This is a genomic window from Erwinia sp. Leaf53 (genome assembly GCF_001422605.1).
In the GTDB taxonomy this organism is placed as follows: Bacteria; Pseudomonadota; Gammaproteobacteria; order Enterobacterales; family Enterobacteriaceae; genus Erwinia.
The window spans coordinates 123966-150361 of record NZ_LMLK01000004.1 but is presented as its reverse complement, the minus strand read 5'-3'; the positions used below and the strand labels follow the sequence as shown (position 1 = coordinate 150361).

20 protein-coding genes and 1 riboswitch are annotated in these 26396 nt (G+C 59.3%); of the genes, 8 read left to right on the top strand and 12 right to left on the bottom strand.

The genetic code is table 11. The features are described from left to right. Positions 1-144 precede the first annotated feature (144 nt). Positions 145-1011 (bottom strand): glutamate racemase, encoded by an 867-nt coding sequence (gene murI, locus ASF13_RS06320; protein ID WP_072166311.1) that lies wholly within the window; start codon positions 1009-1011, stop codon positions 145-147. Beyond that, the gene (gene btuB, locus ASF13_RS06315; RefSeq protein WP_056233735.1) at positions 956-2839 is read right to left on the bottom strand and encodes a TonB-dependent vitamin B12 receptor BtuB; all 1884 of its coding nucleotides are present in this window, start codon (positions 2837-2839) and stop codon (positions 956-958) included. Before btuB ends, murI begins: the two co-directional genes overlap by 56 nt. 66 nt (positions 2840-2905) lie before the next feature. After that, a riboswitch (cobalamin riboswitch) is annotated at positions 2906-3087 on the bottom strand. Positions 3088-3210: 123 nt separating this feature from the next. Here btuB and trmA point away from each other — a divergent pair. Then, positions 3211-4311, top strand: a complete 1101-nt coding sequence (gene trmA, locus ASF13_RS06310) for a tRNA (uridine(54)-C5)-methyltransferase TrmA (RefSeq protein WP_056233733.1) — start codon at positions 3211-3213, stop codon at positions 4309-4311. 123 nt (positions 4312-4434) lie between these two features. Here trmA and ASF13_RS06305 read toward each other — a convergent pair whose 3' ends face one another. Both ASF13_RS06305 and fabR read right to left on the bottom strand, forming a co-directional pair. After that, complete coding sequence (locus ASF13_RS06305; RefSeq protein ID WP_056233731.1) at positions 4435-4788, bottom strand: YijD family membrane protein; 354 nt, start codon at positions 4786-4788, stop codon at positions 4435-4437. A 12-nt stretch (positions 4789-4800) separates the two neighbouring features. Next, entirely contained in the window at positions 4801-5442 is a 642-nt protein-coding gene (gene fabR, locus ASF13_RS06300) for an HTH-type transcriptional repressor FabR (RefSeq protein ID WP_056233729.1), read from the bottom strand. A gap of 192 nt (positions 5443-5634) precedes the next feature. On the opposite strand from fabR, the gene sthA reads away from it, so the two are divergent. Next, a complete protein-coding gene (gene sthA, locus ASF13_RS06295) occupies positions 5635-7035 on the top strand; it encodes a Si-specific NAD(P)(+) transhydrogenase (protein ID WP_056233727.1) in 1401 nt (466 codons plus the stop codon). Here the strand turns inward: sthA and oxyR are convergent. Further along, positions 7027-7935, bottom strand: a complete 909-nt coding sequence (oxyR, locus tag ASF13_RS06290) for a DNA-binding transcriptional regulator OxyR (RefSeq protein ID WP_056233725.1) — start codon at positions 7933-7935, stop codon at positions 7027-7029. The genes sthA and oxyR overlap by 9 nt on opposite strands. Positions 7936-8072: 137 nt before the next feature. On the opposite strand from oxyR, the gene ASF13_RS06285 reads away from it, so the two are divergent. Continuing rightward, the gene (locus ASF13_RS06285) at positions 8073-8804 is read left to right on the top strand and encodes a glutathione peroxidase (protein ID WP_056233721.1); all 732 of its coding nucleotides are present in this window, start codon (positions 8073-8075) and stop codon (positions 8802-8804) included. Positions 8805-8883: 79 nt separating this feature from the next. Here the strand turns inward: ASF13_RS06285 and argH are convergent, their stop codons facing one another. The 3 genes from argH to argB form a co-directional block, all read right to left on the bottom strand. Then, complete coding sequence (gene argH, locus ASF13_RS06280; RefSeq protein WP_056233719.1) at positions 8884-10257, bottom strand: argininosuccinate lyase; 1374 nt, start codon at positions 10255-10257, stop codon at positions 8884-8886. Between the two features lie 89 nt (positions 10258-10346). Further along, positions 10347-11561 carry an argininosuccinate synthase gene (locus ASF13_RS06275; RefSeq protein ID WP_056233718.1) on the bottom strand — a complete coding sequence of 405 codons (1215 nt, stop codon included), beginning with the start codon at positions 11559-11561 and terminating at the stop codon, positions 10347-10349. A 146-nt stretch (positions 11562-11707) separates the two neighbouring features. Continuing rightward, positions 11708-12484, bottom strand: coding sequence for an acetylglutamate kinase (gene argB / locus ASF13_RS06270; RefSeq protein ID WP_056233717.1), 777 nt, complete (start codon positions 12482-12484; stop codon positions 11708-11710). Between the two features lie 170 nt (positions 12485-12654). On the opposite strand from argB, the gene argE reads away from it, so the two are divergent. Both argE and ppc read left to right on the top strand, forming a co-directional pair. Continuing rightward, positions 12655-13806, top strand: a complete 1152-nt coding sequence (gene argE / locus ASF13_RS06265) for an acetylornithine deacetylase (RefSeq protein ID WP_056233716.1) — start codon at positions 12655-12657, stop codon at positions 13804-13806. A gap of 246 nt (positions 13807-14052) precedes the next feature. Continuing rightward, positions 14053-16701 carry a phosphoenolpyruvate carboxylase gene (ppc, locus tag ASF13_RS06260; RefSeq protein ID WP_056233714.1) on the top strand — a complete coding sequence of 883 codons (2649 nt, stop codon included), beginning with the start codon at positions 14053-14055 and terminating at the stop codon, positions 16699-16701. A gap of 72 nt (positions 16702-16773) precedes the next feature. Here the strand turns inward: ppc and metF are convergent, their stop codons facing one another. From metF to metB, 3 genes are all read right to left on the bottom strand, one after another. Then, on the bottom strand, positions 16774-17679 hold the full coding sequence (gene metF / locus ASF13_RS06255; RefSeq protein ID WP_056233711.1) for a methylenetetrahydrofolate reductase: 906 nt from the start codon (positions 17677-17679) through the stop codon (positions 16774-16776). A gap of 349 nt (positions 17680-18028) precedes the next feature. Further along, the gene (locus tag ASF13_RS06250; protein WP_056233709.1) at positions 18029-20458 is read right to left on the bottom strand and encodes a bifunctional aspartate kinase/homoserine dehydrogenase II; all 2430 of its coding nucleotides are present in this window, start codon (positions 20456-20458) and stop codon (positions 18029-18031) included. A gap of 2 nt (positions 20459-20460) precedes the next feature. Next, on the bottom strand, positions 20461-21621 hold the full coding sequence (gene metB / locus ASF13_RS06245; protein ID WP_056233707.1) for a cystathionine gamma-synthase: 1161 nt from the start codon (positions 21619-21621) through the stop codon (positions 20461-20463). Positions 21622-21867: 246 nt separating this feature from the next. On the opposite strand from metB, the gene metJ reads away from it, so the two are divergent. Together metJ and ASF13_RS06235 are read left to right on the top strand one after the other, a co-directional pair. Next, positions 21868-22185 (top strand): met regulon transcriptional regulator MetJ, encoded by a 318-nt coding sequence (gene metJ / locus ASF13_RS06240; RefSeq protein ID WP_056233705.1) that lies wholly within the window; start codon positions 21868-21870, stop codon positions 22183-22185. A gap of 325 nt (positions 22186-22510) precedes the next feature. After that, on the top strand, positions 22511-23521 hold the full coding sequence (locus ASF13_RS06235; RefSeq protein WP_056233703.1) for a linear amide C-N hydrolase: 1011 nt from the start codon (positions 22511-22513) through the stop codon (positions 23519-23521). 74 nt (positions 23522-23595) lie between these two features. Here the strand turns inward: ASF13_RS06235 and rpmE are convergent, their stop codons facing one another. Continuing rightward, the gene (rpmE, locus tag ASF13_RS06230) at positions 23596-23808 is read right to left on the bottom strand and encodes a 50S ribosomal protein L31 (protein WP_056233700.1); all 213 of its coding nucleotides are present in this window, start codon (positions 23806-23808) and stop codon (positions 23596-23598) included. A gap of 218 nt (positions 23809-24026) precedes the next feature. Between rpmE and priA the strand changes: the two genes are divergently transcribed. Next, positions 24027-26222 carry a primosomal protein N' gene (priA, locus tag ASF13_RS06225; RefSeq protein WP_056233698.1) on the top strand — a complete coding sequence of 732 codons (2196 nt, stop codon included), beginning with the start codon at positions 24027-24029 and terminating at the stop codon, positions 26220-26222. Positions 26223-26396: the final 174 nt, after the last annotated feature.

The following is a 26396-nucleotide window of genomic DNA, read 5'->3' as shown; positions in this document are numbered from 1 at the left end:
GATTTTTCTCTGTCGCTTCAGTTACCTGAAGCTCCTGACCCGGTGACTCGTAAGCCGTTGTTCCGTGTCAGTGGAGGCGCAGTATAGGGATTTTCTGGAGGCTGACAAGGGCTATTTGCAAATAATTTTCTGAGCGCTGCTTTTTTACTCTGAAACCGCTGAAAGTGACAGTTTTTCGAGCTTCCCAAAGCCATAACGCTGCAAAACGGGCATTAATTGTACAGCCTGCTCGGTGATCGCCATACAAAAAGCGATGTTCTCACCGGACGATAACGCCTCCGGCGCTTCATTCTCCAGTAACCAGACGGTACGGCGGGCAATCGCCGCGCCGGAGTCAATCAGCCGCGTCCCTTCCGGCAGCACCTGCTGCAGTTCTTCACTAATCAGTGGGAAGTGCGTGCAGCCCAGCACCACCGTGTCCGGCGGCTCCTTCATACGCAGCCACGGCTGCAGAATACGTCTCACTTCTTCTGTAGCTACCGGCTGACCGTGCAGTTTGGCTTCGGCCAGTTCCACCAGCTCTGCCGAGCCAAGCATTTCGGTTTTGCATTCACTGGCAAAGCGCGCCACCAGCTCATGAGTATAAGGACGCTTCACGGTGCCGCGCGTAGCCAGCAGGCCGACGATGCCGTTCCGGGTCAGACGCGCCGCCGGCTTAATAGCAGGTACCACGCCCACCACCGGGAATTCGAAACGTTCGCGTAAGGCAGGCAGGGTGACGGTGCTCGCTGAGTTACAGGCAATCACCACCAGTGCCAGGGGATAAAGGCGGGTCACCGCCTCAACGATAGCGACGACCCGTTCAACGATAAACTCTTCCGACTTCTCACCATAAGGAAAGGCAACGTTATCGAAAGCGTAGAGATAATGAAGATCCGGCAACAGCTTGCGGATCTCATCATAGACTGAAAGCCCACCGACGCCGGAGTCAAAAACCAGCACGGTGGGGCGCGGTTTAGAAGTTGTAGCTGCCGCTGAGGTAGTATTCCCGTCCAGGGGTTTCATAGCCATACGCTGTCTCGTAATCTTTATCGAACAGGTTGGCAATTCTACCACGAACGGTGAGATGGGATGTGACCGGATACGAAACCGCGAGATCCCACAGGCTCACACCGCCCATTTTCACGCGCGGACTTGGGTAAACGCTGTAATCAGTGTCATAGCGCTGACCGAGGTACTGCCAGGTCAGGGACCAGTCAAACTCAGCCGCGCTCCAGTCCAGCTGGTATTTCACCTGCTGCTTAGCCCGACGCGCCAGGACTTCATTCGTCACTGCATTACGCGGATCGAGATAATCATAAGAGAGCGTATGCGCCAGAGAGCCCGTATCAAATGACGCCGTTGCTTCGACCCCTTTGATGCGTGCTTTATTGATATTGCTGTAATGCGAAGTGGAGTCAAAGTTAATCAGGTCGTCAATGTCGTTACGATAACCGGACAAACGCCAGTTTACCGGCCCGCTTAACCCTTCGAAGCCCCCTTCCCACTGCTTACTTTTCTCAGGTTGCAGGGAGCGATTGCCGTAACTCTCGCTATATACCTGATTCAGGTTCGGTGCCTTGAATGCGGTACCGTAAGAAGCAAACACGCTGTAGCCGTCAACAAACTCCCAGGCCGCGCTGCTCTGCCAGGTATTATGCCAGCCGAAGGCGTTATTATCATCACCGCGCACGGCTCCTTCCAGCGTTACGTTACCCAGCTTCTGCTGCGTAGTGGCGTAAATACCCGTATTGCGCTGTTCCTGTCCGGCCGTCACATAGTTAGTACCCGGCTCTGAAGTCTGCTTCTGCCAGTCAACGCCGCCGCTGACCGTACCGTAGCCCACGGCGAGAGTATTGCCCCACTGAAGGTTATATTGCTCGACATCATCCAGCGTTGAGGCCGGACCATAGCGGCCTTTTGCAGGATCAAAGTTAAGGTCTTTAGTGTGGCTGTAGCTGGCGATGAGCTGTGAAGAGTAGATGCCGCGATTGAAACGCAGCCCGGTATCCCAACTCTGACTGTAGAGCTGGCGAGTATCGGGTATTCCGATCACCTGGGTGTAGTCACTGTTATAGGTGAGATAACCATCGTAGCCCGTGCGGTTATCAAAACCATAGCCACGAATGAAACCGCTGAACTCGTCATTAAACTGATGATCCACTGCACCATACAGTGATTTACTCATATAGCCATCGCGGTCTGGCTGCGCCGGATTACCGGATGAATCTGGCAGACCCGCAACGACATCATACCCCTTGGTATAGGTGTAACTGCCCGCCAGCGTCAGCAGGGTATCCTCACCCAGTCTCTGCTGAGTTGAACCGTCATAGGACTGATAGCCTTTTGAACCCACCCCAGCGTTCAGCGTAGTGCCCGGTTTATCACGCCCGGTGATGATATTAACCACACCACCAATGGCATCGGAGCCATATACCGCTGACCGCGCACCGCGCACATATTCGATACGTTGTACCAGCGAAATCGGGATCTGGCTCAGATCGGACGCGCCGCTGATCCCCGCCTGGTTAAGACGAATACCGTCAATCAGCACCAGAACATGGTTAGAGTTAGTACCCCGAATAAACAGCGAGCTCTGCTGGCCCATACCGCCGTTCTGAGCAATATCAACGCCCGGTAAGCGGCGCATCACGTCAGTCAGCGTTTTCGACTGCCAGCGATCAATCTGTTCTCTGGTCACCACAGTAGTGGGGGCCAGCACCGAAGAGACCGGCTGTTCAAAACGGTTCGCCGTTACCACCTGTTCCGCTTCACGGCTTTCCTGTGCATAGCCATACTGCGCCCAGAGCGCAAGCGCCGTTGCGCTAAAGGCAAACAGCGATTTATTCATCTTATTCATTATGAGAGCATCCAAAATTCCAGCAGGATGCCGCAGGCCTACGATTGATAGCACGCGATAATCGTAGTAATGCGACGTTAATCCGGCAGGTCTTCGGGCTCAGAGTCGTTTACAGGCAAAGACTTCCCATCCGAAGACAGTGTCTGCTTGCGCGATTGCCATGACATTCTATACCGCTGCGCGTCAGCTCCAGGTTTGCACTGGATTCCCTTTTAACTCGGGATGAGGCCGGTAAACGCATTTTAAGTTTAAAGAAATTGGATGTCCAGACATCCAGAAATCCATACTGGCAAAAAGTGCACAGTGCTGGACATGAGATGTGGAATCCCTACAATCGCCGGGCACTCTCCGCTTAATATTCAGGAAAAACCATGACGCCCGAACAGCTGCCCACTGAACAGTACGAAGATCAACTTGCCGAAAAGGTGGCGCGACTGACGTCAATGCTGGCACCGTTCAGCGCCCCTGAGGTGGAAGTCTTCCGTTCCCCGGTCAGCCACTACCGGATGCGCGCGGAGTTTCGTATCTGGCACGATGGCGACGACCTCTACCACATTATCTTCGATCAGCAGACCCGCCAGCGCATCCGCGTGGACAGCTTCCCGGCGGCCAGCGAGCTGATCAACCGCATGATGACCCGTCTGCTGGACGCGGTGCGCGACATGCGCGTGCTGCGCTTCAAGCTGTTCCAGATTGATTATCTCTCCACGACCAGCGGGCAGATCGTGGTGTCGCTGCTCTATCACCGCAAGCTGGACGACGAGTGGCAGCAGGCGGCTACCGCACTGCGCGACACGCTGCGGGCAGAGGGCTTTGATCTGCAGCTGATTGGCCGCGCCACCAAAACCAAGATCTGCCTTGACCGTGACTACGTGGACGAGCGGCTGACCATTGACGGCCAGGAGATGATTTATCGTCAGGTCGAGAACAGCTTTACCCAGCCCAACGCGGCGGTAAACGTGAAAATGCTCGAGTGGGCGCTGGATACCACACGTAACGCCAGCGGCGATCTGCTGGAGCTGTACTGCGGCAACGGCAATTTCTCACTGGCGCTGGCGCGCAACTTCCGTCGGGTGCTGGCGACCGAGATCGCCAAGCCGTCGGTCGCCTCGGCCCAGTACAATATCGCCGTCAACCAGATCGACAACGTGCAGATTATCCGCATGGCGGCAGAAGAGTTTACCCAGGCCATGAACGGCGAGCGCAGCTTTAACCGGCTGGAAGGCATCGATCTGCAGAGCTACGAGTGTGAAACGATTTTTGTCGATCCGCCGCGCAGCGGGCTGGATGAAGAGACGGTGAAGATGGTGCAGGCCTATCCGCGCATTCTGTACATCTCATGCAACCCGCAGACGCTGTGCGATAACCTCGCCACGCTGTCGGCCACCCACGACGTCAGCCGGCTGGCGCTTTTTGACCAGTTCCCGTACACCCATCATATGGAGTGCGGCGTGCTGCTGACGCGCCGTTAATTGCCTGTGCAGGCCGGACTGACCGGCCCGCTACCAGCCAGGCTCGGGTGATATAACTGCACGATAAGATGTGTCAGGCAGCGGGAGAAGCGTGTGGCGACAACCCTTGCCGCCACCCGATCGTCAGGAGTGTGGCGCCTTCTTCACCCGCATGGCGATCCAGAACACCACCACCACCATCAGGATGGTCGGAATAAAGTTCGAACCAATATCCGGGTACTGAGCACGCACTACCGCGCTATACAGCAGGATCCCCAGCAGGAAGAAGGCAGCGGCCAGCGACGGCATCCCTTCAGGCATCGCACGGTTCAGGTAGCGCTGATGCAGGCACCAGGCCGCCAGCGCCAGGGCAATCAGCGGGAAAACGGTGAACGGAACGACAGAGCTGAACAGCGCCATAAAGGTGCCGTTGATTGAAAGTCCGGTGATAAACGCCAGCAGCAGCGTCCCTTTATCGCGTTGTGGAGCTAAACTCATTGCCTTTCCCCTTCACTCTTTAGATTCAAGCGTCACCGCCAGTTTCTCCTGCTCGCGGCGATACCAGTAGTAAGCCCCTTTGGAGATCATCCGCAGCTGCAGCACCAGCCGCTCTTCCAGCTGCCGACGCTGCCCGGCATCAATATCCAGCGCTTCGGCACCGGCGTTAAAGACGATAATCACCATCGCCTCGGCCTGCGCTTCGGTAAAGCTGCGCGGCATGCGGTTTTCCACCTCGAGGTAATCGGCGAGCTCGGCGATAAAATGCTGAATTTCACGCGCTACCGCGGCACGAAACGCCGCCGAGGTGCCGGAACGCTCCCGCAACAGCAGGCGAAAGGCGTTTGGATTATTGCCGATAAATTCCATAAATGTTGCCACCGAGGTGCGGATTACGCTGCCCCCTTTGGCGATACGCTGACGCGCCTGACGCATCAGCTGGCGCAACATCAGGCCACTCTCATCAACCATGGTCAGCCCTAACTCATCTACATCACGAAAATGACGATAGAATGACGTTGGGGCGATGCCGGCTTCCCTGGCCACTTCGCGCAGGCTCAGGCTGGCGAAGCTACGCTCGGCACTGAGCTGGCTGAATGCCGCTTCAATAAGTGACCGCCGTGTACGTTCTTTTTGCTGCGCTCTGACGCCCATGATTGTGCCTGTTAGACCTGCCGGACAGGCACTATAGCAAAAATTTCAGCGTACAGGCGGTCAAACTTTGTGAACGCCTGTTAAGCGGGTTGTTACCAAAAAAATGGCAAAAAATGCGCGTGGAATTGGGAAGTCGCTCACAAGATGTTAGAATCTCGTTGTAAAATTGTATAAGAAATAGGACGTATCGCTATGCCACAGTCTTATGATTACGACGCGATTATTATTGGTTCCGGTCCGGGGGGTGAAGGTGCCGCCATGGGGCTGGTGAAACAGGGCGCACGAGTCGCGGTGATCGAGCGCTATCATAATATCGGCGGCGGATGTACCCACTGGGGAACCATCCCGTCGAAAGCCCTGCGCCACGCCGTGAGCCGTATCATCGAGTTCAACCAGAACCCCCTGTACAGCGACCACTCACGTCTTCTGCGCTCCTCTTTTGCCGACATCCTTAACCACACCGAAAGCGTCATCAGCCAGCAGACCCGCATGCGTCAGGGCTTCTATGAGCGCAACCGCTGCGAACTGTTCCAGGGCGACGCCCGCTTTATCGATGCCAACACCATTGCGGTAGAGAGTCACGACGGCAGCGTTGAACAGCTGACGGCCGCGAAGTTTGTCATCGCCTGCGGGTCGCGCCCGTATCATCCACCGGACGTCGACTTCAGCCACCCGCGCGTTTACGACAGCGATTCGATCCTCAACCTGCACCATGAACCGGGCCACGTGATTATCTACGGTGCCGGGGTGATCGGCTGTGAATATGCGTCAATTTTCCGCGGCCTGAACGTCAAGGTTGACCTGATCAACACCCGCGATCGCCTGCTGGCGTTTCTCGATCAGGAGATGTCAGACTCGCTCTCCTATCACTTCTGGAACAACGGCGTGGTGATCCGTCACAACGAAGAGTTTGAGAAGATTGAGGCAGTCAGCGACGGGGTGATCATGCACCTGAAGTCTGGCAAGAAGCTGAAGGCAGACTGCCTGCTGTACGCGAACGGCCGCACCGGTAACACGGATTCGCTGGGGCTGGAAAACGTCGGGCTGGAAGCAGACGGCCGTGGCCTGTTAAAGGTCAACAGCATGTATCAGACCGCACAGCCGCATATCTACGCGGTCGGCGACGTGATCGGCTACCCGAGCCTGGCATCAGCCGCTTACGATCAGGGCCGTATTGCCGCGCAGGCGCTGGTAAAAGGTGAGGCGACCGCCCATCTGATCGAAGATATTCCGACCGGCATCTACACCATTCCGGAGATCAGCTCGGTCGGTAAAACCGAACAGCAGCTGACCGCCATGAAGGTGCCTTACGAAGTGGGCCGTGCGCAGTTCAAACACCTGGCACGCGCGCAGATCGTCGGGATGAACGTCGGCAGCCTGAAAATTCTGTTCCACCGCGAAACCAAAGAGATCCTCGGCATTCACTGCTTTGGCGAGCGCGCCGCCGAGATTATTCATATCGGCCAGGCGATTATGGAACAGAAAAACGGTGGTAACACCATTGAGTACTTTGTGAATACCACCTTTAACTACCCGACCATGGCTGAAGCCTACCGGGTTGCCGCACTGAACGGCCTGAACCGCTTATTTTAAACTGCCCGCCATTACACCCTGCATATGTTCACGGATCGCCTCTGCCAGCTGCTCATAGCGGCCGCGCAGGGGTGAACCCGGACGATACACCAGCGCAATGGTGCGCTGTGGTTCCGGCTTATAGCACGTCAGATAGCAGACGCCGTCACGTACGCGCTCCTTCGGTACCGCCAGCGCAGGCAGCAGCGTAATGCCGCTTCCCGCCGCCACCATATTGCGTAAGGTCTCCAGACTGGTGGCGCGAAAATGGGTATCTTCATCCGCTCCCGCCTGGAAGCAGAAGCCCATTGCCTGATCGCGCAGGCAGTGGCCATCTTCCAGCATCAGCAGCTTTTCACCGGCCAGGTCCGACATCGGCACCCGATCGCGATCGCGCCACGGGTGATCCTGATAGACCGCCAGCTTCATCGGCTCGTCGAACAGCGGCACTTCAATAAACGCCTCTGACTCTTTGACCAGCGCCAGAATCGCACAGTCGAGCTTGCCGCTGTCCAGCTGCGCCAGCAGCTGCTGGGTCTGCGCCTCGTGCAGGTACATCTCCAGCTTTGGAAACGTCTTGTGCAGCGACGGAATAATCTGCGGCAGCAGATAGGGGCCAACGGTGGGGATCAGGCCGATATGCAGCGGCCCGGACATCGCCTCGCCCTGCTGGCTGGCCATCTCTTTCAGGACTTTGACTTCCCGCAGCACGGTGCGGGCCTGGTCCACCAGCAGCAGGCCGGCCTGGGTGAACAGCACCTTGCGGCTGGTGCGTTCCAGCAGCATCACGCCCAGCTCATCTTCCAGCTTGCGGATCTGTCCGCTCAGCGTCGGCTGGCTGACGTGGCAGGCATCCGCCGCCCGGCGGAAGTGGCGGTGTTCAGCCAGCGCAACCAGGTACTCAAGATCGCGAATATTCATTCAATTCTCCATTTCCACGATAGCTCGTGACGATAGATAGCATAGCAATCAACGATTAGCCCTATCAAGCCGCATTGACAATAATGTGCGCATTCCAACGAAACGCCACGTCAACCGCGTTAAACAAGAGGTTCTTTATGTTTGCAAGTCAGGAAGGTCAGTCCGTCCCGCAGGTTACTTTTCATACACGTCAGGGCGACAGCTGGGTCGACGTTACCACTGACGAGCTGTTTAAAGATAAAACGGTGATCGTCTTTTCCCTGCCGGGTGCCTTTACCCCAACCTGTTCATCCAGCCATCTGCCGCGCTATAACGAGCTGTCAGAGGTGTTTAAAACACACGGCGTGGACAGCATTCTCTGCGTGTCGGTCAACGACACCTTTGTGATGAACGCATGGAAAGCCGACCAGCGCGCGGATAACATCACCTTCATCCCGGACGGCAACGGCGACTTCACCCGCGGTATGGAGATGCTGGTCGAGAAAGCCGAGATCGGCTTTGGTCCACGCTCATGGCGTTACTCAATGCTGGTGCGCAACGGCGTGGTGGAGAAGATGTTCGTTGAGCCTAACAAGCCGGGCGACCCGTTTGAAGTGTCGGATGCCGACACCATGCTGCGCTACGTGGCGCCCGAGTTTAAGGTGCAGGAGTCGGTTTCCCTGTTCAGCAAGCCGGGCTGCCCTTTCTGCGCCAAAGCCAAGCAGATGCTGCTCGATCGCGGCATTAAGTTTGAAGAGATCGTGCTGGGTCAGGATGCAACCACCGTCAGCCTGCGTGCCGTGACCGGCCGGGCGACCGTGCCGCAGGTGTTTATCGGTGGGCGCCATATCGGCGGCAGCGATGATTTAGAGCAGTATTTCGCCGCATAAGGGCGAACGCACGGCAATGTCTGCAGTAAGAAAATAAAAAAGAAGTGACCAGGCGGGCCAGCAGGCCCGCCTTTTTTATTTACGCCAGGCGCTGTTTAGCGTGCGCGACGGCCGCAGCCACCTGCTGCGGTGATACGCCGCCCTGCGCGTTACGCTTGTCGAGGCACGACTGCAGCGCCAGCACCGGATAGACGTCATCGCCAATCACGCTGCTGAACTTCTGCAGGTCGGCCAGCGACAGCGCTTCCAGCGCCACGCCCTGAGCAATGGCTTCCACCACCGCCTCACCGACGATATGGTGCGCTTCACGGAACGGTACGCCTTTGGCGACCAGGTAATCCGCCAGCTCGGTGGAGTTGGCGTAGCCCTGTTCGGCCGCTTCCTGGCAGCGCGGACGCTTCACCTGAATGCCGTCCAGCACCAGGGTAGCCATCTGCAGGCAGTCAAACCAGGTGTCGAGCGCGTCAAACAGCCCTTCCTTGTCTTCCTGCATATCTTTATTGTACGCCAGCGGCAGGCCCTTCAGCGTCATGCTCATCGCGGTCAGCGCGCCCTGCACGCGGCCGGCTTTACCGCGGATCAGCTCCAGCGCGTCCGGGTTTTTCTTCTGCGGCATCAGCGACGAGCCGGAAGTGACTTTATCCGACAGCTCAACGAAGCCCGCTTCACCGGTGTTGAAGAAGATCAGATCTTCGGCAAAACGCGACAGGTGGATCATGCCGATCGAGGCGTCAGACAGCAGCTCCAGCACGTGGTCACGGTCGGAGACGGTATCAAGGCTGTTACGGGTGGCGGAGGCGAAGCCCAGCCAGCCGGCCAGCTGCTCGCGGTCGATCTCATAGGCGGTACCCGCCAGCGCGCCGCAGCCCAGCGGGCTGACGTCGAGGCGCTTCAGGGTATCCTGCAGGCGGCTCTCATCGCGCGCCAGCATCTCCACGTAGGCCAGGCACCAGTGGGCAAAGGTCACCGGCTGCGCGCGCTGCAGGTGGGTATAACCCGGCATCACCGCGTCCTGGTTAGCTTCGGCAGTGGCAACCAGCGCCTGCTGGAACTGGCGGGTGGCGGCCAGCAGCTCGCCCACCTGCAGTTTGCACCACAGCTTCAGGTCGGTAGCGACCTGGTCATTACGGCTACGGCCGGTGTGGAGTTTTTTACCCAGCGCGCCGACCTTGTCGATCAGCTTGCCTTCCACCCAGCTGTGAATATCTTCGGCGTCGCTCTCCAGAATCTGCTCCGGATTAGCGCGCACCTCTTCCAGCAGCACGTTCAGCGCGCTTTCCAGCTGCTGCTGCTCGTCTGCGGTTAATACGTTGACCGTCACCAGCGCTTTGGACCAGGCCACGGAGCCGATAATGTCCTGTTCTGCCAGACGATAGTCAAAGCGCAGTGAGTCATTAAACAGTTTAAAACGCCGATCGGCTGCCTGTGTGAACCGTCCACCCCAAAGTGCCATGTGCAGTGCTCCATTCAATTCATATGACAGGGGCGGCCGACGCCGCCCCTGATGGTATTCGGCAGGGCGGGACATGCCCGCCCGCAGGATTACTTCTTCTCGTTCAGCGCGCGGATGCGTGAAGAGAGGGAGAACAGACGGATAAAGCCGCCCGCGTGACGGTGATCGTACACTTCGTCTTCGCCGAAGGTGGCGAACTCTTCAGAGTAGAGGCTGTTAGCCGATTTCTTCTGAATCGCGGTGACCTGGCCTTTGTAGAGCTGCAGCACCACTTCACCGTTTACTTCTTCCGCCAGCGCTTCGGCAGAGGCCTGGATGGATTTACGCAGCGGCGCAAACCAGCGGCCGTCGTAAACCACATAAGACATCTCCAGGCCCAGCTGCTCGCGCCATTTGAAGCTGTCACGGTCCAGAACCAGCTGCTCTACCGCACGCAGCGCGTTAACCATGATGGTGCCGCCAGGGGTTTCGTAGCAGCCGCGGGATTTGATGCCCACCAGACGGTTTTCCACGATATCGATGCGGCCCACGCCGTGACGCGCACCGATGGCGTTCAGCTTGTCCAGGCAGCCAAACGGGCTCAGCGCTTCGCCGTTAACGGCAACCACGCGGCCTTTCTCTACGGAAACGGTGACCTGCTCAGGCTGGTCCGGTGCTTCCAGCGGATCGACGGTCCACACCCAGCAGTCTTTGTTCGGGGCATTCCACGGGCTTTCCAGCACGCCGCCTTCGGTAGAGATGTGCCAGGCGTTCTCATCACGGCTGTAGATTTTTTCCAGCGACGCGGTGGTCGGGATATTGCGCTCTTTCAGGTAGTCGAGCAGCGCTTCACGGGAACGCAGGTTCCACTCACGCCATGGCGCAACTACTTTCAACTGTGGAGCCAGCGCGGTGTAGGTGGTTTCGAAACGCACCTGGTCGTTACCTTTACCGGTCGCGCCGTGGCACAGGGCATCAGCACCGACCTTCAGCGCCAGCTCAACCTGGGCTTTGGCGATGATTGGGCGCGCCATTGAGGTACCCAGCAGGTAGGTGCCTTCATACAGTGCACCGGTCTGCAGCACCGGATAAACGTACTCGCTGATAAACTCTTCACGCAGATCCACCACGTGGCACTCAGAAGCACCGGACTGCAGCGCTTTCTGCTCAACGCCTTCCAGATCTTTTGGATCCTGGCCAATATCCGCCACAAACGCCACCACTTCACAGCCGCCGTAGTTCTCTTTCAGCCAGGGAATGATCGCCGAGGTATCCAGGCCGCCGGAGTAAGCCAGTACGATTTTCTTGATGCTCTTGTCTTGCATGATAATTCCTTGATCTTCCCTTCGTCTTTCACGCTGCAGCTGCGTTGGCTTCACTCACTCACCCCGGTCACTTAGTAAACTAAGCTCCCGGGGATTCGTTCCATCGCCGCCTTGCTGCAGCATGAAATACTCGGGACAGTTAATAGTTAAGCGAGGATCCGGGTGCCGATGGACACACCGTTAAACAAATCTGGCAGCTGTTCCGCATGGCGCCAGCTGGCAATATCGACCGGACGGCCCAGCGTGCGGGCGGCATCCAGTGCTGCATTGACTTTAACAATCATTCCGTCGGTGATCACGCCGTCAGCGATCAGTTTTTCCGCTTTTGTCGCCGTCATCTCAGGGATACGCTGCTTGTCCGCGTCGAGGATGCCGCTCACGTCCGACAGCAGCACCAGATCGGCACCCAGCGTGGCCGCCAGCGCGGTGGCCGCCTGGTCGGCGTTGACGTTCATCAGCAGGCCATCCGCGGTAATACCGATCGAGCTGACCACCGGCAGGAAGCCGGCGCTGAGCAGAGTGTTAATCAGCAGCGGCGAGCCCGCCGACGCCTGGCCCACGTGCCCCAGTTCATCATCAAACTGTGCCACCTTAACACTGTTACCGTCGCCCAGGCAGAGGCCAACAGCAGGAATGCCATGTTTTGTTGACCAGGCCAGCAGCGTTTTATTGGCGGTGCCCGCCAGCGCGCCGGTAATGATGTCAATCTGGTCGGCCGGGGTCACCCGCAGGCCGTTTTTCTTTTTCACCGGCAGCGACAGCTTGCTCATCAGCTCATCAACCAGGCAGCCACCACCGTGAACGATCAGCAACGGACGCTGATGCGTGCTACGGTAGCTGACCAGGGCATCAAACAGGCGCGTCAACGCCTCTTCGCTGTCCAGCAATACGCCACCTAACTTGATAATTAACGGACTGGTCATCAACGTAACTCGCTCTCTGTGGGTGTCTGCGTTCCGGTTGCACTGAAACGCCTGTTCAACGGCTGCGGCTGGCGATAAATTATCGGTTTCCATCTGCAGGTGGTTAATGTATTTTTATTCACTATTACTGCATGAATATTGACACTATCCTAACTCAAGGACCGGCAACAGTGAAGACAAAATTACCCCCTTTTATCGAACTATACCGCCAGCTGATTGCCACGCCCTCGATCAGCGCTACGGATATCGCCCTCGATCAGAGTAATCAGACTTTAATCAATTTGCTGGCAGGCTGGTTCCGTGACCTGGGCTTCACCACCGAGGTCCAGCCGGTGCCCGGCACGCGCAATAAATTCAACCTGCTGGCAAAGAGCGGTGACGGTGCCGGCGGCCTGCTGCTGGCCGGCCATACCGACACCGTACCGTTCGACGATGGCCGCTGGACGCGCGATCCGTTCACCCTTACCGAACATGATAATAAGCTCTACGGGCTGGGCACCGCCGATATGAAAGGCTTCTTCGCCTTCATCTTAGACAGCCTGCGTGACGTTGAGGTGTCTCAGCTTAAAAAGCCGCTCTATATCCTCGCCACCGCCGATGAAGAGACCTCAATGGCCGGCGCGATGTACTTCGCCAGCACCACCGCGATTCGTCCGGACTGCGCGATCATCGGCGAACCGACCTCGCTGAAGCCGGTGCGCGCCCACAAGGGCCACCTCTCCAAAGCGATCCGCATCCAGGGCCAGTCCGGCCACTCCAGCGATCCGGCACGCGGCGTCAACGCCATTGAACTGATGCACGAGTCAATCACCCAGCTGATGGGCCTGCGCAACACCCTGAAAGAGCGCTATCACCACGACGGTTTTGCCATCCCCTACCCGACCATGAACTTTGGTCACATCATCGGCGGCGATGCGCCAAACCGCATCTGCGCCTGTTGCGAACTGCATATGGATATTCGCCCGCTGCCGGGGCTGACGCTGAGCGATCTGGATGGCTTACTGCAGGAGGCGCTGGAGCCGGTCAGCGCCCGCTGGCCGGGCCGACTCACCGTCGGTGAGATGCACCCGCCGATCCCGGGCTACGAGTGCCCGCCTGACCATCAGCTGGTGCAGGTGGTGGAGAAACTGCTGGGCGTGCAGACCGAAGTGGTTAACTACTGCACCGAGGCCCCGTTTATTCAGCAGCTGTGCCCGACGCTGGTGCTGGGCCCGGGATCGATCAACCAGGCGCATCAGCCGGATGAATATCTCGACACCGCTTTTATTAAACCGACCCGCGCGCTGATTAGCCAGGTGGTCCATCATTTCTGCTATCACTGAGTGAAAAATGGGGTAATCAGCTGCAAAAACAGCGCATTGCCCCCGAATTGTATTATTCCGGTCGATAAGAATAACTTATCCCGCTTCGCTGTAATTAAATTTCATAAATTACCGCTATTTAGCGGCACGTTATCACCTATTTAAGTCAATTGACGAAAGGTTCTTAACGTGGCTAGATAAAAGACTAAGTTATGCCCACAAGGGTGAAATAAAGTTACAGATAAGAAAAAGGGTGTCAGGGGTCATATGAACGAACAATATTCCGCAATGCGTAGTAACGTCAGTATGCTCGGCAAACTGCTCGGGGATACTATCAAGGATGCACTGGGAGAGAACATCCTGGAACGGGTGGAGACCATCCGTAAGCTTTCCAAGTCATCGCGTGCGGGAAATGACGCCGACCGTCAGGCGCTGCTGACCACGCTGCAAAACTTGTCCAACGATGAGCTGCTGCCGGTAGCCCGCGCCTTCAGCCAGTTCCTTAACCTGACCAACGTGGCCGAGCAGTACCACACTATTTCACCCAACGGCGAAGGGGCCAATAATCCGCAGGTGCTGGCACAGACCTTTGCGCGTCTGAAACAGCAGCCGGACCTGACGGAAGCGGACGTTCGCCAGGCGGTGGAATCCCTGTCGCTGGAACTGGTGCTGACCGCTCACCCGACGGAGATCACCCGTCGCACCCTGATTCATAAACTGGTGGAAGTGAACAGCTGCCTGAAGCAGCTCGATCACAACGACCTGTCCGACTACGATCGCGGCAAGATCATGCGCCGCCTGCGTCAGCTGGTTGCCCAGGCCTGGCACACCGATGAAATTCGTAAATACCGCCCGACCCCGGTCGATGAAGCCAAGTGGGGCTTTGCGGTAGTGGAAAACAGCCTGTGGGACGGCGTGCCGCAGTTCCTGCGCGAGCTGGACGAGCAGGTGGAAGCCTCCTTCGGCTACACCCTGCCGGTCGATTTCGTGCCGGTGAAATTTACCTCGTGGATGGGAGGCGACCGTGACGGCAACCCGAACGTGACCGCCACCGTCACCCGCCACGTGCTGCAGCTGAGCCGCTGGAAAGCCTGCGACCTGTTCCTGCGCGATATCGCCGTGCTGGTCTCCGAGCTGTCGATGTCCGAATGTACTCCGGAAGTCCGCGAGCTGTGCGGTAATCCGGAGGCGCTGGAGCCGTACCGAGAGATCATGAAAAACCTGCGCGGCCAGCTGATGAGCACCCAGGCCTACCTGGCCCGCCGCCTGAAGGGCGAGCGCCTGCCGCGCCCGGCCGACCTGCTGATCTCCAACGACCAGCTGTGGGACCCGCTCTACACCTGTTTCCAGTCGCTGCAGGCCTGTGGCATGGGTATCATCGCCAACGGCCAGCTGCTCGATACCCTGCGCCGCGTGAAGTGCTTCGGCGTGCCGCTGGTGCGCATTGACCTGCGTCAGGAGAGCACCCGTCACACCCAGGCGATCGCCGAAATTACCCGCTACCTGGGTCTCGGCGACTACGAAAGCTGGTCAGAAGCCGACAAGCAGGCGTTCCTGATCCGCGAACTGAACTCCAAGCGCCCGCTGACGCCGCTGAAGTGGGAGCCGACCGCCGATACCCAGGAAGTGCTGGATACCTGCCGCGTCGCCGCCGAAGTGCCGCAGGGCTCGATCGCCGCCTACGTGATCTCAATGGCGAAAACGCCGTCCGACGTGCTGGCGGTGCATCTGCTGCTGAAAGAAGCCGGTATTCCTTACGCGATGCCGGTGGCACCGCTGTTTGAAACCCTCGACGACCTGAACAACGCCAACGAGGTAATGGGCCAGCTGCTGAACATCGACTGGTACCGCGGCCTGATTCAGGGCAAACAGATGGTGATGATTGGCTACTCCGACTCGGCGAAAGATGCCGGCGTAATGGCCGCCAGCTGGGCGCAGTATGAAGCGCAGGAAAAACTGATTAACACCTGTGAGCAGGCCGGGATTACCCTGACCCTGTTCCACGGACGCGGCGGCAGCATCGGCCGCGGTGGCGCACCGGCGCACGCCGCGCTGCTGTCACAGCCCCCGGGCAGCCTGAAGGGTGGCCTGCGCGTCACCGAACAGGGCGAGATGATCCGCTTTAAGTTCGGCCTGCCGGAAGTGACCATCAGCAGCCTGGCGCTGTATACCGGTGCCATTCTTGAAGCCAACCTGCTGCCGCCGCCGCAGCCAAAAGACGAGTGGCGTCAGGTGATGGCGCAGCTGTCGGAGGTCTCCTGCAGGATGTACCGCGGCTACGTGCGCGAACATGACGACTTCGTGCCCTACTTCCGCTCAGCCACCCCGGAGCTGGAGCTGGCCAAGCTGCCGCTGGGTTCCCGCCCGGCCAAGCGCCGCCCGACCGGCGGCGTCGAGTCGCTGCGCGCCATTCCGTGGATCTTCGCCTGGACGCAGAACCGCCTGATGCTGCCGGCCTGGCTGGGCGCCGGTGCCGCGCTGCAGAAAGCGATGGCCGACGGCCATCAGGATCGGCTGGAAGTGATGTGCCGCGACTGGCCGTTCTTTTCCACCCGCATCGGCATGCTGGAGATGGTCTACTCGAAAGCCGACCTGTGGCTGGCGGAGTACTACGATCAGCGCCTGGTGGACAAATCCCTGTGGCCGCTGGGTAAACAGCTGCGCGACCAGCTGGACTCGGACATCAACGCGGTGCTGACCATCGCCAACGACTCACATCTGATGGCCGACCAGCCGTGGATCGCCGAGTCCATTGCGCTGCGTAACGTCTACACCGATCCGCTGAACGTGCTGCAGGCTGAACTGCTGCACCGTTCACGCCAGCTGGAAGAGGCCGGCGAACCGGACGCGCGCATCGAGCAGGCGCTGATGGTCACCATCGCCGGCGTGGCGGCGGGCATGCGTAACACCGGCTAGGCAACGGATACCATCAGCAAAAAAGGACGCTTGCGCGTCCTTTTTTTGTTTTCGTCGCTCGCTAACGGGCGGTCAGGATGCCGCTACCGCCGTGTTCGGCCGTACGCCCAGCGTATGGCAGATGGCGTAGCTCAGCTCGGCGCGGTTCAGGGTGTAAAAGTGAAAGTCCTTCACCCCTTCACGGCTGAGGATCCTGACCATATCCATCGCCACGTTGGCACCGACCATCTTGCGCGTTTCCGGATCGTTATCCAGCCCTTCAAACATCTGCGTCATCCAGCCCGGCACGCGCACGTTGGTCATGGCGGCGAAACGCTGCAGCTGCTTAAAGTTGGAGACCGGCAGAATGCCCGGCACGATCTCCGCGTCGATACCCGCCGCCACGCAGCGGTCGCGGAAGCGCAGGTAGCTCTCGACGTCGAAGAAGAACTGGGTGATGGCGCGGCTCGCCCCGGCATCGATTTTACGCCTGAGGTTGATCAGGTCAGCCTGGGCGCTTCTGGCTTCCGGGTGCACTTCCGGGTAAGCCGCCACCGAGATATCGAAATCCCCGACCTCCTTCAGCAGCGAGACCAGATCGGCCCCGTACATTTCCGGCTTGCCGGCACCCGGCGGCAGATCGCCGCGCAGCGCCACGATATGACGGATGCCGTTACTCCAGTAATCGCTGGCAATCGCGCGCAGCTCATCGCGGCTGGCGTCGATGCAGGTCAGGTGCGGTGCCGCTTCCAGCCCGGTGCGATCCTTGATGCCTTTGATGATGCTGTGGGTACGGTCGCGCTCGCCGGAGTTGGCACCGTAGGTCACCGAGACAAATTTCGGCTTCAGGCTGCTCAGGCGATCGATCGAGCTCCACAGGGTTTCTTCCATTTCAGTGGTGCGCGGCGGAAAGAATTCAAACGAGACATTAATCTGTCCGTTAATCTCGGCCAGATTCTGATTCAGTGCTTCGCGCTGATTTGCATGGAAAAAACTCATACCTGTTATCCTCATCGATCGCTGCAGAACAAATATTGCCCGACAAACGTCTATCCATTCAGACGTCCAGACATTCAAAATGACGGAATCTGGTTATTCAGTCAACAGCTAAATGCGTAAAGGCAGTGACGAATTCTCAGGCAGGTTGAAGGATTCTCATGATGCAGGCAGGCGGACCAAAAAACCGTGAGGCAGGACAAACAACGGTAGCAGTCAGTCAAAACGCTGAGAGACTGCCTGTGGCAGGCGTTAATGCCTGTGAACCTGTCCCGTCGGTTGTCGCAACAGATTCACAGGCCGGGCAGGCCGCCCGGCACGCATCATCGAAATACCGGCCGCAACGGGCAGATTACAGCAGCTGAGCCAGGCGATTGAGATCGGACTGAATCGCCCCGGCGGTGACGTCACGGCCGGCACCCGGCCCGCGGATCACCAGCGGGTTATCGCGATACCAGCGGCTCTCGATGGCAAACACGTTGTCACACGGCAGCAGCGCGGCCAGCGCGTGGTCCGGGCGTACCGCTTCCACGCCGACGCGCGCCTTGCCGTTAGCATCGAAGCGCGCCACGTAGCGCAGCACCAGCCCCAGCTCCTGCGCCGCTTCATAGCGCTGCAGCATCTGCTCGTTGAGCACGTCGCTGTTTTCGAAGAAGTCGTCGGCGGTGCCGGCCTGGCAGCCCTCCGGCACCAGCGATTCAACGCGCACCTGGCCCGGTTCAATATCGTAGCCCGCTTCACGCGCCAGAATCACCAGCTTGCGCATCACGTCCTGACCGGAGAGGTCGACGCGCGGATCGGGCTCGGTCAGCCCCTGCTGCCAGGCCTGGTCCACCAGCTCGGTAAAGGGCACCGAACCGTCAAACTGCAGGAACAGCCACGACAGCGTGCCGGAGAAAATACCGCTGATCGACAGAATACTGTCGCCGCTTTCGCGCAGATCGCGCACCGTGTGGTTGACCGGCAGCCCGGCACCGACGGTGGCGTTATACAGCCAGTGGCGTCCGGTCTTGGCAAAGGCATCGCGGATTTGACGGTAGTCAATGCCGCTGGCCGCCCCGGCCACCTTATTGGCACCGATCACGTGGAAACCGTAGCTGGCAAAATCCAGGTACTGTGCCGCCAGCGTCTCACTGGCGGTCACGTCCAGCACCACCAGGTCGTCGAACGGGTGTGCACGCATCCACAGGAACAGCGACTCCTGATCCAGCGCCTCGGACTCAGTCTCAAAGAACGCCAGTGCGCGGCTGGCGTCCAGCCCCGCGTAGTTAAGCAGGCTGCGGCGGCTGTCCACCACCCCGGCCAGCACAAATTCAAAGCCGGTACGCGCCGACAGCGTCTCCTGCTCGCGGGCGAACAGCTCCAGCCAGCGTGAGCCGATGTTGCCTTTACCAAACAGCACCAGCCCGACCTGCTTCTCGGCGCGGAACAGCGTCTGATGCAGCCCGCGGATAAGGTGTTCGGTTGGGCCAACGCGCAGCACCGCCACCAGGCTGATCCCCTCCTCAGACTGCCAGATAAACTCTACCGGCTGGTCTTTCATCTGCTGCCAGAAACGGTGGCTGTGCAGCGGATTACGGCAGACGCCGGCCCCGACCATCGCCACCAGCGCCATACCGTCACGCAGCTGCAGGCGTCCCGGTAACCCGGCATCCTGCAGCAGCGTCAGCGCGCTGTTAACCACTTCCGAGGTGTAGCACAGCTGCAGCAGGTTGCGATCGGGATGGATACCGGTCGCCAGCGGGCGCACCTGGGCGCGCTTCAGCAGCTGGTCGATCTCTTTATGCAGAATGGCAAAGTCGTGCTGCGGCGGCACCTGGAACTCAATCAGGCAGACGTCATCATGGCTGGTGACGATGCGCGCACCGGTGCCGGACGCCAGCACCCGCTCTATACGGGTCGAGCCCTGCTCCGGCTGATAGCTGCAGCGCAGCTGTAAATCGATATTGCTGGCCGACACCGGCTGCAGGGTGCGGGTGTGCAGCACCGGCGCGGCCAGGCGCGCCAGCTCGCTGGCCTCGTCCAGCCGCAGCAGCGGCAGCAGGCAGGCATCTTTCACCTTACGCGGGTCGGCGCTGTACACCCCGGCCACGTCACTCCAGATGGTCACCCGCGTGGCCCCGGCCAGCGCGCCGATCTGCGTCGCCGAATAGTCGCTGCCGTTGCGCCCGAGCAGCACCGTTTCACCGGCGTCGCTGCGGCTGATAAAGCCGGTCACCACCAGGCGGTGCGAGCCGCGCTGTGCCATCAGTTGCTGCAGCAGCGGCAGGGATTTCGCTTCATCCACCTGCGGCTGAGCGGCGCGCTCCGCACGCAGAAAATCACGGGCGTCCAGCCAGGAGGACTCAATATCGCGCTGGTTGAGCACCGCCGACATCAGCCGCGCCGACCAGATCTCACCGTGGCCAACCACTTCGGCATATACCGCTTCACTGATTTCGCCGTCCAGCAGCGCGGCCAGCCGCTCCAGATCGTGGATAAAGGTGCCAGTCAGCGGCTCGGCGATCTCAGCAGGTAACAGGCTGGTAATCAGTTCACTTTGATAACGACGCAGCGCCTGCTGTACCTGATGGGCCGACAGCCGATCGCTGTGGCTCAGCTTTAACCAGCTGATTAACTGGTTGGTGGTACTGCCGGCCGCCGACACCACCATCAGATCGCCCGGCTGGCTGTATTCCGCCATAATCCCGGCCACCCGCTGATAGCATTTTGCATCCGCCAGACTGCTGCCGCCAAACTTATGTAACTGACGTGAACGTCCTGCCCCTGCTGAATAACTCATGCTTACCTCTTGGCCGCAATCCGGAAGGCATTATCCAGATCGGCAATTAAATCTTCATGATCCTCAATCCCCACGGAGATACGCAGCAGCGACTCGGAAATCCCGGCCTGCGCACGCGCCTCGGCTGACATACCCGCGTGGGTCATGGTCGCCGTGTGGGAGATCAGGCTCTCAACGCCACCCAGCGACTCCGCCAGGGTGAACAGTTCCAGCGCTTTCAGGAAGCGGCGTAGCGTCGCCTCATCACCGTCAAACTCAAAACTGAGCATCGCGCCGAAGCCTTTCTGCTGCTTCACCGCAAACTCATGTCCTGCATTGGACGGCAGAGAAGGATGATACAACTTTTTCACCAGCGGTTGCTGCTGCAGATAGTCCACAATCGCCAACGCGTTGCGCTGAGCTGCCGCGATACGCGGTGCCAGCGTGCGCAGGCCGCGCAGCAGCAGATAGCTGTCAAACGCCGCACCGGTGACGCCGATATTGTTCGCCCACCAGGCCAGCGTAGTAACATGCTCTGGATCTTTGGCAATCACCGCCCCCGCCACCACGTCCGAGTGGCCGTTCAGGTACTTGGTACAGGAGTGGATCACCAGATCCGCGCCCAGCGCCAGCGGGTTCTGCAGCGCCGGGCTGAGGAAGGTGTTATCCACCACGCTAATCGCGCCAGCCTCGGCCGCGGCTTTACAGATCGCAGCAATATCCACCACGCGCAGCAGCGGGTTGCTCGGGCTTTCCACCAGCACCAGCTTTGGCTTCTCCGCCAGCGCGGCCTGCAGGGCCGCTTCATCACCCTGATCGACGAACTTCACGCGATAAGCACCGCGCTTGCTCAGGCTGTCGAACAGACGATAGCTACCGCCGTAACAGTCGTGCGGTGCCACCAGCAGGTCACCCGGCTGCAGGAATACGGTGGTCACCAGATGGATCGCCGACATACCGGTATTGGTCATTACCGCACCGGCACCGCCTTCCAGATCGGCCAGCGCACGCTGCACCACATCACGGGTCGGGTTACCGCGGCGTGAATAGTCATGGGCGCGCGGCTCGTTAAAATCGGTGAAGTTATACGTACTGGAGAGGTGAATCGGTGGGACAACGCAGCCATATTGCTCGTCGTCATTCAAACCGCTACGTACTGCGATAGTTGCCTGTTTACGCGTCATGGTGCATATATTCCTGCAGGTCGGGAAGAAGATGGCATATAGAGTAAAGCGGGGCACAATAGACGTCAATACATCTGGACATCTAAATGTCTTTGCGTATAGATTGAGCAACGGGCCAATAACCGCTAGAATTATGCCGAAATCCCCCGCAGAAAGTGGTGTCATCCCGGTGTGATGGCCACCGACTTCGGGCATAATTAGCCGGTTTTCGGCATTTTCACTTTCATACGATGATTAAGGTAGCCCATGGCTGAATGGAACGGCGAATATATCAGCCCTTACGCTGAGCACGGTAAGAAGAGCGAGCAGGTAAAAAAAATTACGGTATCCATCCCGTTAAAAGTCCTGAAAATTTTGACGGACGAGCGCACGCGCCGCCAGGTCAACAACCTGCGCCATGCCACCAACAGCGAACTGCTGTGTGAAGCGTTCCTGCACGCCTTCACCGGACAGCCGCTGCCGGACGACATCGACCTGCGTAAAGAGCGCAGCGACGAGATTCCCGAAACGGCCAAGGCGATCATGCGTGAGATGGGCGTCGATCCGGACACCTGGGAGTACTGAGTTCCGCCACTCAGTCGCTGCCGGCCACGTGCCCCGCTGAAAAGGGGGACGTGGCCCGCGCCAGCACCGATCTCCCGCTCCGCTGGCTGGCACGCTGTTCCTGCCCTTCCCCCCTCTGCTGTCATCCTCCCTTTGCCTTACCTCTGACGATCGACGCTTTTACCGAACGCTAACTGCCTGACGCACGCGCACCGTGCTATCCCTGATGACGTTTCGTCGCACAGGCCCGGCCTTATCCCCTGCTGCCCCCCATTCGGGGACTGTTTTCTCCCGCCATCACTGAGCAGGCTATGAGATCCGTCTCAGATAAGAAAAGGAATCTACCATGTGTACCCGTGTCTTTATGAATATGCACCCTGACTATCTGGTCAGCGCGCGTGGGCTGGACTTCTTTGGCCCGGCCGATCCCGCGCTGGTGATCACCCCGCGTGGTATTGAGCACAGCGGCAGCGACGAACCGGATGCGCTGTGCTGGCAGACGCGCTACGGCAGCGTGATGATTTACGCCAGCGGCCTGTTTCCGATGGATGGCATCAACGAAATGGGGCTGGCAGGCCACACGCTCTATTACAATAACGGCAAACAGCAACAGCGCGACAACCAGGACAAACCGCAGCTGGACAGCCGTGCCTGGCTCAGCTGGCTGCTGGATAACCACGCCACCGTGGCGGAAGCGGTGGCAGGATTAGAAAACGTGCGGCTGGTTGCCAGAAAACTGCCGATTGATTACGCCACCGATACCAAACATATTGCGCTGGAGGATACCAGCGGCGACTCGGCGATTATTGAGATCGATGACGGCAAGGTGAACATCTACCATCATCGTGAATACCGGGTAATGACCAATCCGCCATCTTATGCGCAACAGCTGGCTAACCTGGAAAAGTACCGCTTTACCGATGCCGACCACTATCCGGCCACACAAAGCCCGCAGGACCGCTTTGTACGCGCCACCTTGCATCTGCGCAACCTGCCGGAACCGCACAGCGCCGACCAGGCTCGGGGGTTTGTGCAGTCGGTACTGGCCAACCAGGCCTTCCCGGTGGGCTACCCGGATATGGACGATCCGATGGTGCGCGAAGTCAGCGCCGCCTATCAGCGGTACTCACGCTATCCCGGTGAGAACAGAGGCACCGCCACCTACTGGAGCACCCTTACCGACCTCAGCCGGGGGGAATACTGGTTTAAGTCGGTGTTCGCGGCATCCTCAGTGTATGTGAAGCTGCAGGAGATAGACTTCAGCGCCGGCCAGCCGGTGCGCCAGCTCGACCATCTGCAGCACTACGCCGAACGCGGGTTACAGGGGAACATTCTGGCGCAGCTGACGCCCTGCTGAGCGCCCATAAAAAAACCCGGCCGAAGCCGGGTTTTTTCTGCATCAGAAACGGCAGGCCGCTTCTGAAAGGCGTCTTACTTGGCGCCTGGGATGCTGAAACGCTTGTTGAAGCGGTCAACACGGCCACCGGTAGCAACGTCACGCTGCTTACCAGTGTAGAACGGGTGGCATGCGCCACACACGTCCAGGTTCAGGTCGCGACCCACGGTAGAGCGGGTTTTGATTTCGTTACCGCAAGAACATTTAGCAGTAACTTCAACGTAATTTGGGTGAATACCTTTTTTCATGGGAAACCTCAGTTAAGGCCGTGTCGCTCTCCCGCGCCAGGAAAATCCTGCGCCGGCACCACACGAGAATTAATAATGATTAGGTGAAGCTGATACCAAAAAAGCCGTACCAGCGGCGGCGAACTATACAGAAATTAACCGCCCGCCGCAATCGGATCCGCACATCACCGACGACACAGTGTACACTATCCGGCTTAAGTTTTCATCCGGATGAACCCATGCCCGTTGTTCAGGTCGCGCTAGCCGTTCCCCTTGCCCGCTGTTTTGACTACCTGCTGCCCCCCCACCTCAACCCGGTGGTCGGCGGCCGCGTCAGCGTGCCTTTTGGCAAGCGTGACGCGACGGGCGTGGTGGTGGCGATCCGTGAAACCAGCGACTACCCGCTCGATCAGCTGAAAAGCGTGCAACAGGTGCTGGACGATGAGTCGCTCTACCCGCCGTCGTTGTGGCGGCTGCTGCTGTGGGCGGCGGAGTACTATCACTACCCGCTGGGCGAAGTGCTGTTCCACGCCATGCCGGTGCTGCTGCGCCAGGGCAAAGCCGCGGAAGAAGCGCCGCTGTGGCAGTGGCAGATCACCGATGACGGCCGCGCCACCGCGCCGGAAAGCCTGAAGCGCGCGCCGAAACAGCAGCAGGCGCTGGCCGCGCTACGCCATCGCGGCCTCTACCGCCATGAAATCGGCCAGCACGATATCACCGATGCCACGCTGCAGGCGCTGCGTGCCAAAGGGCTGTGTGACCTGCACTCCCGCGCGCGCCAGCGCGACGACTGGCGTGAGCACTTTGCGGTCAACGGCGAGCGCCTGCGGCTGAACACCGAGCAGGCGACCGCGGTGGGCGCGATCCGCAGCGCGGACGATCAGTTTGCCGCCTGGCTGCTGGCGGGGATTACCGGCTCAGGTAAAACTGAGGTCTACCTCAGCGTGCTGGAGAATATCCTCGCCGCCGGCCACCAGGCGCTGGTGCTGGTGCCGGAAATCGGCCTGACCCCGCAGACCATCGCCCGCTTCCGCGAACGTTTTAACGCGCCGGTCGACGTGCTGCACTCCGCCCTCAGCGACAGCGAGCGGCTGGCGGTGTGGCTGCGCGCGCGCAGCGGCGAAACGGCGATCGTGATTGGCACCCGCTCGGCGCTGTTTACCCCCTTCGCGCGGCTGGGTGCCATCATCATTGATGAAGAGCACGACGGCTCCTACAAACAGCACGAAGGCTGGCGCTATCACGCCCGTGACCTGGCGGTGTTCCGCGCCCGTCAGGAAAATATCCCGGTGGTGATGGGCTCCGCAACGCCGGCGCTGGAAACGCTGCACAACGTGCAGGCCGGCAAATACCGCCAGCTTAACCTCAGCAAACGCGCCGGCAATGCCACCAAAGCCACCCAGCTGCTGATCGACCTGAAAGGCGTGAAGCTGCAGGGCGGCCTGTCACCGCTGATGATCAAAAAAATCGGCCAGCACCTGCAGGCGGATAATCAGGTGCTGCTGTTCCTTAACCGCCGCGGCTTCTCGCCGACCCTGCTGTGCCACGAGTGCGGCTGGATTGCCGAATGCCAGCGCTGCGACCGCTACTACACGCTGCACCAGCAGCAGCGTCAGCTGCGCTGCCACCACTGTGACAGCCAGCGGCCGATCCCATATCAGTGCCCGTCGTGCGGCTCCACCCATCTGGTGCCGGTCGGCTTAGGCACCGAGCAGCTGGAACATAACCTCAGCGCGCTGTTCCCCGACGTACCGCTGTCGCGCATTGACCGTGATACCACCAGCCGTAAAGGCGCGCTGGAGCAGCAGCTGGCCGAGGTGCATCGCGGCGGCGCGCGCATTCTGGTCGGTACCCAGATGCTGGCCAAAGGCCACCACTTCCCTGACGTGACGCTGGTATCGCTGCTGGACGTCGACGGTGCATTGTTCTCGGCTGACTTCCGCTCCGCCGAACGGTTCGCCCAGCTCTATATTCAGGTGGCCGGCCGCGCCGGCCGCGCCGGCAAGCAGGGTGAGGTGTTGCTGCAGACCCACCATCCGGAGCATCCGCTGCTACAAACCCTGCTGAAACAGGGCTACGACGCGTTTGCCCACCAGGCGCTGGGGGAACGGAAAAGCGTCTTTCTGCCGCCGTTTACCAGCCACGCACTGTTCCGCGCTGACGATCACGACAACCAGCAGGCGATGCTGTTTTTACAGCAGCTGCGTAACCTGCTGGAGGCCAGCCCGCTGAAAGATGAGGCGTTCTGGATTATGGGCCCGGTCCCGGCGCTGCAGGCCAAACGCGGTGGCCGTTACCGCTGGCAGCTGCTGCTGCAGCACCCGTCGCGGGCGGTGCTACAGCGCGCGCTTAAGGCCACGCTGCCGCTGATAGGCACGCTGCCACAGGCGCGTAAGGTGAAGTGGACGCTGGATATCGATCCGAGCGAAAGTTAAGGCACGTAAGCGTTTGCCTGTGAATTTTGCGGGGCCGATCGAAAAAAGTCGCACAAGTCACATTTTTTATGCAAATTAAGTAACAGCAGAGCGCGACATCTGTTAAGAATGCGGCTGGCAGCGCAGGAAGCGGCACAGGCCAACGCGAAGAAACTATTGTCATAAGATTGTCAG